Raw genomic sequence first — 11,786 nt, forward strand, 5'->3', positions numbered from 1 at the left:
CATAATCGTGACCGTCACCGTTACCTTTAAGTGCTATGAATAAATCACCTTTTTTAACGTCTTTAGAATTAAATTGCACTTCATTACAATTGATAGAATTAGATATTGTTATACCTAGTGCTTTACTTAGTGTTTCGGAATTCCAAATCATATGTTAGTTTACAGTGTCATGCCGCGACTTGATCGCGGCATCTTTTAAAGTTTTTTGGATACCGCGATCAAGTCGCGGTATGACACTAATGTGCCTTTAATATACTTCCTCACAACTTCAGCATCATCAAAAGGTAATTTCTTATCACCTATAATTTGGTAATTTTCATGACCTTTGCCGGCAATTAATAAGATATCGTTTTGTTTTAAATTATTTATACCGTATTTAATAGCTTCTTCTCTGTCAGCTATCTCTATATAATTTGCTTTATCTATACCGCCTATAATTTCAGCTCTAATAAGCTTTGGGTCTTCAAGACGTGGGTTATCATCGGTAATTATAACGTGATCGGCAAGTTTTACAGCTATTTGTCCCATAAGACTTCTCTTTGTTTTATCACGATTACCGCCGCAACCAAAAACTACGCTTAGCTTACTATCACGTAATTTAATATTTTTCAGCTCCGTTAAAGCTTTTTCAAGAGCATCGGGAGTATGAGCGTAATCAATAAATATATTAGTATTTTCTATACGCTGCATTCTGCCTTTTACCGGTTTAACTTTCGTTAAAACATCTATAACTTGCTCAAAAGCAAAACCAGTATAATGTACGCTCAGTAACGTAATTAATAAATTGCTAGCCTGAAAGCTACCGATTATCGATGTATTAAAATTATATTCTCTATTATTAAATGTAAAATTAATATCCTGTCCTCTTAAAGAGCTATTAATTTTACTTATTTGTAAATCACCTTTTTCCCCAACAGTGATAAATTTAATATTATGGTTATGTAGATAACTTTTAATGAATTCTATTTCTTCTATATCGGAATTTAATATTGCGATGCCATTTGGTAATAAATAATTTATAAATAATTTCAATTTTGCTAATAAATAATTTTCTTTTGTATGGTGATAATCTAGATGATCCTGACTAAAACTAGTAAAACATGCGATATTTACTCTTTCTTTCCCAAGTCTTGCTTGCTCAAGACCATGACTCGAAGCTTCAAAAGCTAAATATTCTATACCTGCTTCAGCTAGATTATGAGCAATTTTTCTAAAGCTTAAATAATCAAGTGTTGTCAACTCCGGTACATCATTTATAAGATTATCGCAACCAAAAATCTCTACCCCTATTGTACCTATAGACGCTGCTTTCTTCCCAAGTAATGAATATGTTTGAGCTATGTAGGATACTACCGAGCTTTTACCGTTAGTACCTGTTACGGCTATTAGATTCTTTGGTTTTTTAGGATAGAAGATTTCTATAGCTTCATATAAAGCTGCTTGTACATCTTCTACATAAATTACTTTATCTATGGTAGTATTTTTTTCATTATCTGTAATTACTAACGCTGTCGCCTGATTTAAAGCATCATTTATAAAATTGTTTCCATCAACACTTTGTCCCTTAATGGCAAAAAAGACGTCTTTATCCTTAACGGTTTTAGAATTAATCGACAAACCTTTTACGTTATGTTGTTGGAATAATTGTTTTAGGTTATGGGGCATGTTTATTATGTTATTACATGGTTGTACACTTCTCGATGTCATTCCCGCGGAAGCGGGAATCCAGAAAAAAGTATAAATACAGCAAATTTTTGAAATTAAAAGCTCGATTTATCTCGCTTTATGTTGGATTCCCGCTTTCGCGGGAATGACATAGAAGAGTGCAGGAAGTAGCATAATTATACCTACACCTCCGATAAATTCCAAAGTAACTGATTTGCCTCGATAATTATATTTTTATCTACTAATTTCTTGATAAATACTAATTTATTATCCGGTTTGATTTTTGCCTGATTAGAGTAGCTACTCACGAATTTTAAAATTTTATCAGTCATATCGGCGTTTTTATAAAATTTAATCACAAACCCGTTATCTCCTGAATCTAAATTCTCAATATTTAACTTAAAGCATAATAGTTTTATTTTTACAATATCAAGTAAATTATTAAATTCAATCGGTAGTGAGCCAAATCTATCAATCATCTCATCTTTAAATTTCTCTACTTCTATCTCATTACTTAAATTACCTATTCTTCTATATAGTCCGAGTTTAAGAGCTGAATCAGATACATAGTTATCGGGAATAAAGACGGATAACCCCAAATTAATAGTTGGGATAAAGTGTTGTTCTGAAACAATAGGTTCATCTTTAAAAAGAGCTATTTGTTCTTCCAACATTTCTTGATATAGTTCAGTACCTACTTCTTTAATTTGCCCAGATTGCTCTTCACCGATTAAATTACCGAAACCTCGTAAATCCGCATCATGACTTGCAATAGTAAAACCTGAACCTAAAGCACAGCTATTTTGTATTATCTCTAAGCGTCTTAAGGAGTGCGAGGTCATTTTTTTATGACTTTCTACTGTTAAATAAGCATAGCCTCGCATTTTAGCCCGACCTATCCGACCACGCAATTGATAAAGCTGACCAAGACCCAGCATATCGGCTTTATGTATGATCATGGTATTTGCCTCGGCTATGTCAATTCCTGACTCTATAATAGTAGTTGAGACTAGTATATCGAATTTGCCGGCATAAAACTCGCTCATGACCTCATCAATTTTATTAGGAGTCATTTTTCCATGAGCTATTTTATAGCTTAATTCCGGTACAATTTGTTTAAGTTGTTTCTCTATACTTTCAATGTCTTTAATTCGAGGAGCTACATAAAAACTTCTTCCCCCTCTAAAATGTTCACGTAATAATGAATCTCGGATAATAACCGGATCAAACGGCATAACTGCCGTACGCACCTCTAACCTGTTTAGAGGCGGTGTTGCAATAATGCTTAATTCTTTTAGACCTGTCATTGACATTTGTAGCGTTCTAGGAATCGGTGTTGCCGACATTGCAAGTACGTGAGTGGAAGATTTTAACTGTTTTAAAAATTCTTTTTGACTGACACCGAAATGCTGTTCTTCATCGATTATTAATAATTTCAGATTAAAGAATTTTGTATTTTTATGTAATAAAGAATGAGTACCTATTATTATATTTATTTTACCGCTTTCAAGCTCTGATCTTACAATTTTTGCTTCTTTAGAACTAATAATGCTAGATAATTGTTTGATATTTAAACCAAAACCCTTGAACCTTTCTATGAACCTTGAAAAATGCTGACTACATAAAATAGTTGTCGGTACAACTACGGCTACTTGAGGTAAATGTTCATTTAAAGATTTTGCTACCATAAAAACGGCACGCATTGCTACTTCTGTTTTACCAAACCCAACATCACCGCATATTAACCTATCCATTAACATACCGCTTCTTAGATCTTCTCTAATATCGTTTATAGCGGTTAACTGGTCTTCTGTTTCGCTGAAAGGAAAATTAGCACAAAATTTATCATATTCTTCAAGGTCAAATGCAACGGAAGCACTAGTATTAAGTTTTCTTTTAGCTGCTATTTGTATTAAATGTAGTGCTATCTCTTTTATACGGTTTTTAAGTTTTGCTTTACTTCTTTGCCATGAGACACTACCAAGTTTATCAAGCTCCGCATTATCATTACCGTATTTCTTTATTACCTCTATATTTTCAACCGGTATATATAATTTATCATTACCAGCATATAAGATCTTTAAAAAATCATGCAGCTTGCCTTTGATTTCTAAAGCTTCTAGCTTTAAAAACTGCCCTATTCCATGATCTTTATGAACAACAAACTCACCTTCTGCTAAATTATCAAGCTCTAGCAAAATGTTTTTAAGTTTTTTGTTAGTGTTTGTAGAGCTAGATTTTTCTTCTAATAATTCACTAGCGGTAATAAATAAATATTCGCAAGTAACAAAGCTTTGGTTTAAAGGTAGTAATGCAATATTTATTACGTTTATTTTGGCTTCTCTTAAGTATTCTATCTCATTATAAGTATATTCGTAATTTGTAATTATACTTTTAATTCGCTCAAAGCTACTTAAAACGCTTGAGCCTATAATAATTTTTTTACGAGAATTAGCTTTGATGACTTCAAATAATTTATCAAAAACCGTTTTCTTTTCTATAAAACTTGTAGAGCTAATATTTTCAATTAAGCTAGCTTGCTCGGAATTTTCATAACTAATTAATATATTATTTTTTTGTTCGAGTAATCCTATTATTTCGGAAGCAGTAAAATATAAGCTAGTTGGCGTCAGAGTAGGATAGAAACTATTAAATTTAAGTTTATTCGCCTCTGATCTTGCCGAATAAAAATCGTTATAACTATGTTCAAACTCTAAAATGGCTTGTTTTGACAGATTATCGAATATAAAAATAGGATCGTTTAGGTAATCTACTAAGTTAGAGCAGGAATCATAAAATAACGGGAGTAATTGTTCATATCCCGAAAATTTTCTTCCCGATATTACCGCCTCATATAAAGGATTATCAGTATGATTAACTCCAAAACTTCGTAAGTAATTATTCTTAAAATTAATTATAGTTTCAGTGTTTAAAACTATCTCGTTTGCAGGACTAATAACAAGTTCTAGGCAAGATTTAGTAGAAATTTGCGTATCAATATCAAATTCTTTGATCGATTCAATATAATCCCAGCTAAAATTAACTCTATAAGCTTTAGGACCGGGCAGTATTATATCAATGATTTCGCCTCTAACTGCAAACTCCCCAACATCGATGCTACTCGCGTTTCTCGTAAAACTATTTTCTACTAGAAACATAGCAAGCTCATCCGTAGTAAATTTTATTTTAGGAGATAATTTCAAAAAATATTTAGAAAAAAAATCTTTTGGAGGTAATTTGTTTAATAAGCTTGCTGCATGAGTGATAAGTACTTTACCGTTACTATTTGTTGCTAGCTTAGTTAATATTTCTGCACGTCTAGATAAAATATTAGGACTTGGAGACGCATGATCGTAGGGTATAGTATCATAGCTAGGAAAATAATAAATATTTTCATTGGAAGAAAAAAATAATGCTTGCTTGTATAATTGCAACGCCTCCTCTTCATTACTTGTAACTACGATAAAATCTTGCTTAGGGTTCTTAGTAAAATTATCGATTGCAAAGAAAGATTTGGCAGTTGCTGGAAATTTTTGTTGTAACATTCTATAGGAGTTTATATTTTTGCTATTTCGCTTAATTTATTTATTATTTCGGTATCTAGATTAGAAGGAATAGAAGATTTTTTAGTAATCCAAGTATAAAGATCATTATCATTTTGATCAAGTATTAAAGTATAGCTTTCAAGTTTTTTTTCATCCATCAAGAATAAGTACTTTTCGGCAAAGCTACTAAGTATATAGTCCATTTCTTTACAGCCGCGATTTTTACTACGATAAAGAAGTTTTTTTTGTAAAGAGTTTTTATTTAATTTATTCATGTTATAAAACCTTGCAAAAATTTTTTATAATAATATTATTAAAATTATCAGACACCAAGATCATTTTAAAAATGCTTTAATAATTAAGCACTCTAATAAATCCATTCTACATGGATAAAATTCTATTAATTTTATTATCAATAACAGCTATAAAAGCGTACAAAAAATATGTTAGTTCAAAATATCTGTTCTACAAAAGCTTATGATATCGTGGCTTCAAACGATAATGCTTTTCTTGTGGATGTTAGAACGAAAGAAGAATGGCAGCAGGTGGGCATACCTTGCCTAAAAAATAAAGATAAAGTGATTTTTCTAAGCTGGCAACTATCACCTTTTATGGAAATAAATAGAAATTTTGAAGATAATTTTTTATCTAGCATTAACGATAAAATCTATGCGATAGACTTCTTACAAACGTCCGCTAATAAGGAAAAATTTGAAGAAAGCACTTCACCTAGCACCGCAGCATACACAAAAGCAGGTGAGGATGAGGGGTTAGGATTGACATACAAATTACCCTTAGAAGCAAGTTATGCAAAAAGTCTAATAATATTTTTCTATGTCGTTCAGGATATAGGTCATTTATTGCGGCAAATTTTGTAGCTAATATGGGCTATAAAAATTGTTATAATATTAGTGACGGTTTTGAAGGAAATAATCAAAATAAAGGCTGGAAACAAAATAACTTACCGTGGCAGTTTTAAGTGAATACTAATCAAATAATTTTAACAGATCAAGGTGATAATTATGTAAATGTCTGGAGTCATGTGGCTCAGGATCTTTACAATCATTATGGCGAAACCCTATATAATAGTTGGTTCAGTAAAGTCAATTTTATAGAATCTTCCTTAAATACCGTTATTCTTTGTGCCCCTACTAATTTTGTTAGAGATTGGATAAAATCAAAATACTCTATGGTCATATTGCAACTATTTCAACATTATAACAATACCATTAAATCGGTTGAGATAATTACTAAAGAGTTACCTGGAACAGGCCAAACGATTATAGAGCTACCTACTAAGACTTTTGCCGATATCGGCAGCAGCGAGCTTAACTCGGAAAATATCTTTTCAACTCTTGATGTGCGTTTTACTTTCGATAATTTTGTGGTTGGGGCCCCTAATGAGCTGGCTTATGCTGCTGCAAGAGCAGTTGCAGAGTCATCCGGTGCCGTTTCTGAATCTAATCCGCTTTTTCTATATGGCGGTGTAGGACTTGGGAAAACACATTTAATGCACGCAATCGGTTGGTATATCAAGCAAAATAATCCAGGTCGTAAAGTAATATATATGTCGGCTGAGAAGTTTATGTATCAATTCGTTAAAGCATTGCGTAATAAAGATGTGATGTCATTTAAAGAAAAATTTCGCTCAGTTGATGTATTAATGATTGATGATATTCAGTTTATTTGCGGTAAAGATAGTACACAGGAGGAATTTTTCCATACTTTTAATACGCTGATTGATAATAACCGTCAAATGGTTATTTCTTGCGATAGATCTCCTTCAGATTTAGATAATATTGAAGACCGAATTAAATCTCGTCTTGGATGGGGCTTAGTTGCCGACGTTCATAGTACTACTTATGAGCTACGACTCGGTATTCTAGAATCTAAAATTGAACAAATGAATGTTAAAATACCAAAAGACGTAATTGATTTTTTAGCATCTAAAATCGTTTCAAACGTTAGAGAACTTGAAGGAGCTTTGAATAAAGTAATTGCTCATTCTAATTTTACTCTAAAAGAAATAACGCTAGAAAATACACAAAATATCTTGCGGGATTTACTGCGTTCTAATGAAAGAATAATTACCGTTGAAGATATTCAGAAAAAAGTAGCAAATCGTTACAATATTAAATTATCCGATATGTCTTCTACTCGGAGGTCACGAGAAGTTGCAAGACCACGTCAAATAGCCATGTATCTTAGTAAAGCATTAACACCGAAAAGTTTAGCTGATATCGGCAAAAAATTCGGTAAGAAAGACCACACAACAGTTATGCATGCTATTAAGAAAGTAGAAGAATTACTGGAAAACGATATAGAACTTCGTGAAGAGATTAACTTACTGATGAAAATATTACAGAACTAATATATACTTGTTTAATTTGAAAAATTGGCTACGTCGTTCTACAAGTACTGCGGTGTTCACGTATTAGCATACGCTCCGCTCCTTGTCTTGTGAACCGATTACTCTTTTCCAAATTAAACTTCGTCTATACTCCAAATATACCTAAATTAGACTTCAAAAGTGCCCTCAAAAAATACCTCAATCCAAGAAATCTTTTTAAAATTATCCGGAAAATACCGGATTAAAAGAATTATAGATAATCACGGTTACGGTGAGGGGGTAGCATACTTCCTGCCTGAAAGTTTAAATGAATTAATATACAAAGAGGAGTTGAAAATTCATTATAACGACTACGATCATCAAATCCCCGCTAATAAAGAATATAGATATATTTTAGAAAATAATAATATTGTAAAATATTTTGCCGAAGCAGAAAATAATTTATTTTATCGTTTAGATTTTATAGATGATTCAAGAGCTACAGGTAGCCATTTATGCGACAAAGACGAATATAACGCTACCTATATATTTATAAACCATGATTCATTTTGCTTAAATTATAAAATCTTTGGACCTAAAAAAGACTATAATATTAATACTATTTTTAATCGTATGTAATATTAGCATCTTCTCCCATTAGTTTAGAATATTCTTTCATACTATCGTTTATAGCTGTAGTTTCCAAAGTTTGATTACTATCATAATCATTTTCACCATCTATATTTTTTCCTTTAGAAAAGGAAAGTTTCAATCTCTTTCTAGGAGTAGTAGTTTGATTAAATTTTGCGGTAATATCTTGTAATACATCCTTGGTATATTCAGGGGCATCAATGTCATACCATTCTTTTACTTTAGCACATAAAATTTGTAGAATTTCAGGTAGGATTTTTTTTATCTCTTTTTTGAGAGCTGCTTGTTTTTGAGCTAAAAACCTTTCAATATTTTTTAAGCTTTCAGTGAATTCAAGGTAAGTTATTTCAATTAAATCCTTTAAATCTTCAGAAAAATCCTTTTTTTCAAGAAGCTTAGTCTTTGTAAGCTTCAAATTGCGTTCTCCTATATTGTTTATTTTAAGCATTAAAGTAGTTAAATTTTTGTTTAGTGAATTTAGCAAGTCTGTAGGGCAATTTTCTAATTCATGAACTTTTTCTAAAAAAGACTTGATATCATTTATTTTTACATTGTCCATTTTTTTGTAAAATTGCATTGAAGCTAAGATGTCAAATATTCGTGCTATATTTGCTAATTTATAGTTATTTAATTTTTCACTAAACCATTCTATTAATATATTACCTTCTTTGATAAGTAATAGATTACCGTTTTGTACATTTGTAGTATCATAATCTATTGGACAGGAATTTGGTAACACATATTTATAGTTTTTAATTATGCCTCTTGTTTGAGCAACGGCATGCTCGACAGACATAGGAAAAAACCCTTTATCTGATAAAAATATACTATTTTTGTCAATAAGTTCTAGAAACATCGGAGCTGTAAATAAGGTCGCATTATTTCTATATACTTCAACTACAAATAATAAATGTGTTAGCTTTTCAGCAAAATAGTTTAAATCACGTGGTAGCTCTTGTATAGTTTGTGAAACTTCTTTATTTTTTATAACTTCGAGTATACGGTTTACAATATTACTTTTATGTTCCGGTCTTTGATTAAATTTAGATAAGATTTCGTCATATGTTCCAAAACTAGGTATATCTGTTTGTATATTACCGCTTTTGTAATGCATAACATGATTAGCCGTAAATGTTTTTTTCATAGTATTGGGTATATTACATGTAGTAGAAGAATTATCATCCATCCCATCTAACATTACAGATTTTAGAGTAATTTTAGTCGTTTTAGTTGTTGTTTTAGTAAATGCTAACAACTCTTTAGAATTATGTATGGTAAAATTTAATGGGTTACTACTTATGCTATTTAAGCTAATCCTACTGTTTTGCAATTCTTGGAATAATACTTTCTTTGCATGATCAGCAGTAATACCGTCTGCTAAAGTAAATATCTTGGGGATAGAGTAATTTGGATTAAATACACAGTGCAATAGATTTTGATAATCCGTATTGCTTATATTTTCTTTGTTAGCCTCTTTAAATAATTTATTAAGATGCTTATTAAAAGCAGTTTTTATAATTTGTAAATTTTCTTGAGAAGACTCATTATCTACAGTTAATATTTCAGATTTAATTTTTTTATAAGTATCTTTAATAGTAGAATATTTAAAAAATCTATCAGCTAAATTATGTAATATTAAACCCAGCTTAAGTTTAAAATCTTCAGAGTTATATATGTAATTAATATCCAGTATATTTTTAAGTAAAAAATTAAGATGCTTAGATAAAGTATAATTTTCTTTTGACTCTTCTTCAGAAGAGCTATCTAAGATTTCATGTTTTAGTGTCATTATTTATAGTAGAATTAGTGTTAAATTATTCAGAAAAATATATACCTATAAGTGGTACTAAAGTATCTAGTGTCTCAGTAAGGGTACTGAAATCATCACTATATAAGAAATCATTTGTAGTACGTAATTCTTTAACATTTAAAGTTTGCCCGGTATTTCCTTCAAAGCAATACATAAATGCCAAAGCTTCCATAATTTTCTTATCTTTAACAAATTCAAGTAATCTTTCTTTTCCATAAGTTATTGCATCTTCAATACCAGCCAAATCTTTCTCTACTAAAGGCATCATCGTATTTACTTCTTTAGCTAATAACTCAGGATCTATATTACTAGGATTACTTAGCATATCTCATACCATTATAGTTATAATATTAGCTATATACTAAAATATTAATCATTAATCAAGTATCTTTTACTAATAGTTACAATTTTATTTCATAAGTTAAATTTTATTAAGATTTTTGGATGGGTTTTGTTGACAAAGGTTAATTTTTATTGTATTTTGCTCTCTTAGTATTTTTGAAAGGTGGTTATGGTAGATATAAACGATAATAAGAAGATTAGCCTAGCACTATTAGAAGGCGGTGGAGTAAAAGGAGATATCCATTTAGAAAAACTAAAAATAATAGAGCAAATAACCGGTAAGCCTACTTGTGAGATATTCGATTTTACCGGAGGGACCAGTGTTGGAGGGCTTATCCCTATTTTACTTAATTTACCAGATCCTACTGGAAAACCTTTATTCAGTGCGGAGCAAGCTCAAGCACTGTTTGAAGAAATGGCACACGATATTTTTCCAGAAGGATTAACTTTTAGAAAATTTTGGAGTTTTAACGGCTTATTCAGCTATAAATTTTCTCCTGAACCATTGGTAAAGCTGTTGAAAGAATATTGTAAGGATTATACCCTAAACGATTTGATTGGTGATGTTGTAGTGACAGGTTATGATCTAAATAATAAACAAAATCCTCTTATGACTTTTTCTACTATAGAGTCTAGGAAAAGTGAAGATAATAATTATTACCTCTCAGATATAATACAAGGGATCACTGCAGCACCTGGATATTTTCCTAGCCACACTTTCAGTAATATAACCAATACTAAATTACATAAAATTATTGATGGTGGAGTATATGCTAATGACCCAACTTTACAAACATGGAAATTATTAAAAGAAAATAACTATCACATAGACAACGCTTTGTATTTATCATTAAAAGAAGAAAATAACGATGATTATCAAACTGTTTGTTGCGGTGGGGGAATAATAGAGCTATTAAAAAATAATATGCCCGGTAAAATATTAGAAGCAACACAACAAGCTGATGAAATAACCGCTCAAAGAATTTTTGGTGATAAATTAATAGAAATAGCTACTTATATTCCAGAAAAACATGCTGATATGAGTAATTCTAGTACTGAAAACCTTCAAGCACTAAAAGAATTTGCTAAAAAATCTATATATGAAAGCTCTACCTTTAGAGATGCACATTATAATGAAAAGTTTAAAGAAGCTATTGATAAAGTAATAGCTAATTATAATGCAAATAACCCTAACGACCAAATTGTTATAAATGATTCTTACAAAGAGTTATTCCATATTAAAATTTCCAACAACAACCTTGACGAAGGTTTTGCAGAAGAAGAGAATATAGAAAACAACAATGAGGCAATTAATAAACCGATAGCTCAGTCTCTAGACTCTGATGATGAAGGTTTTGCAGACGATAATGTAGGATATGAAAAAGAAGAATTAGTAAGAGTTGCAGAAAATTATTTAAGCAATTTAATTGAAAAAAATCCAGAT

10 protein-coding genes and 1 pseudogene are annotated in these 11,786 nt (G+C 30.7%); 5 read left to right on the top strand and 6 right to left on the bottom strand.

The features are described 5' to 3' along the window. From AC1Z7D_RS03470 to AC1Z7D_RS03485, 4 genes and pseudogenes are all read right to left on the bottom strand, one after another. Positions 1–151: pseudogene (locus tag AC1Z7D_RS03470) on the bottom strand (UDP-N-acetylmuramoyl-tripeptide--D-alanyl-D-alanine ligase); the annotation flags it as partial. Positions 152–195: 44 nt separating this feature from the next. Beyond that, the gene (locus tag AC1Z7D_RS03475; RefSeq protein ID WP_482602004.1) at positions 196–1,665 is read right to left on the bottom strand and encodes a UDP-N-acetylmuramoyl-L-alanyl-D-glutamate--2,6-diaminopimelate ligase; all 1,470 of its coding nucleotides are present in this window, start codon (positions 1,663–1,665) and stop codon (positions 196–198) included. A gap of 182 nt (positions 1,666–1,847) precedes the next feature. Further along, positions 1,848–5,210, bottom strand: a complete 3,363-nt coding sequence (mfd, locus tag AC1Z7D_RS03480) for a transcription-repair coupling factor (protein WP_482602006.1) — start codon at positions 5,208–5,210, stop codon at positions 1,848–1,850. Between the two features lie 11 nt (positions 5,211–5,221). Further along, positions 5,222–5,485 carry a succinate dehydrogenase assembly factor 2 gene (locus AC1Z7D_RS03485; RefSeq protein ID WP_482602008.1) on the bottom strand — a complete coding sequence of 88 codons (264 nt, stop codon included), beginning with the start codon at positions 5,483–5,485 and terminating at the stop codon, positions 5,222–5,224. A gap of 168 nt (positions 5,486–5,653) precedes the next feature. On the opposite strand from AC1Z7D_RS03485, the gene AC1Z7D_RS03490 reads away from it, so the two are divergent. The 4 genes from AC1Z7D_RS03490 to AC1Z7D_RS03505 all read left to right on the top strand — a co-directional run bounded on the left by AC1Z7D_RS03490 (position 5,654) and on the right by AC1Z7D_RS03505 (position 8,178). Next, on the top strand, positions 5,654–6,088 hold the full coding sequence (locus AC1Z7D_RS03490; protein ID WP_482602010.1) for a palindromic element RPE1 domain-containing protein: 435 nt from the start codon (positions 5,654–5,656) through the stop codon (positions 6,086–6,088). Next, complete coding sequence (locus tag AC1Z7D_RS03495) at positions 6,070–6,189, top strand: sulfurtransferase (RefSeq protein WP_482602022.1); 120 nt, start codon at positions 6,070–6,072, stop codon at positions 6,187–6,189. The genes AC1Z7D_RS03490 and AC1Z7D_RS03495 overlap by 19 nt, the downstream gene beginning before the upstream one ends. Further along, positions 6,190–7,581: a chromosomal replication initiator protein DnaA gene (gene dnaA / locus AC1Z7D_RS03500; RefSeq protein WP_482602012.1), complete on the top strand. Its 1,392-nt coding sequence runs from the start codon at positions 6,190–6,192 to the stop codon at positions 7,579–7,581. 159 nt (positions 7,582–7,740) lie between these two features. Then, on the top strand, positions 7,741–8,178 hold the full coding sequence (locus tag AC1Z7D_RS03505) for a DUF6314 family protein (RefSeq protein WP_482602014.1): 438 nt from the start codon (positions 7,741–7,743) through the stop codon (positions 8,176–8,178). On the opposite strand, the gene AC1Z7D_RS03510 is transcribed toward AC1Z7D_RS03505, so the two are convergent. Together AC1Z7D_RS03510 and AC1Z7D_RS03515 are read right to left on the bottom strand one after the other, a co-directional pair. After that, positions 8,165–9,979, bottom strand: a complete 1,815-nt coding sequence (locus AC1Z7D_RS03510; RefSeq protein ID WP_482602016.1) for a hypothetical protein — start codon at positions 9,977–9,979, stop codon at positions 8,165–8,167. The two genes, AC1Z7D_RS03505 and AC1Z7D_RS03510, sit on opposite strands and share 14 nt — an antisense overlap. 25 nt (positions 9,980–10,004) lie before the next feature. Further along, on the bottom strand, positions 10,005–10,325 hold the full coding sequence (locus AC1Z7D_RS03515; RefSeq protein ID WP_482602018.1) for a hypothetical protein: 321 nt from the start codon (positions 10,323–10,325) through the stop codon (positions 10,005–10,007). Positions 10,326–10,511: 186 nt separating this feature from the next. Here AC1Z7D_RS03515 and AC1Z7D_RS03520 point away from each other — a divergent pair. After that, positions 10,512–11,786: patatin-like phospholipase family protein (locus tag AC1Z7D_RS03520; RefSeq protein WP_482602020.1), on the top strand; the 1,275-nt coding region annotated here is incomplete at its 3' end.

It is taken from the genome of Rickettsia sp. (assembly GCF_965035265.1).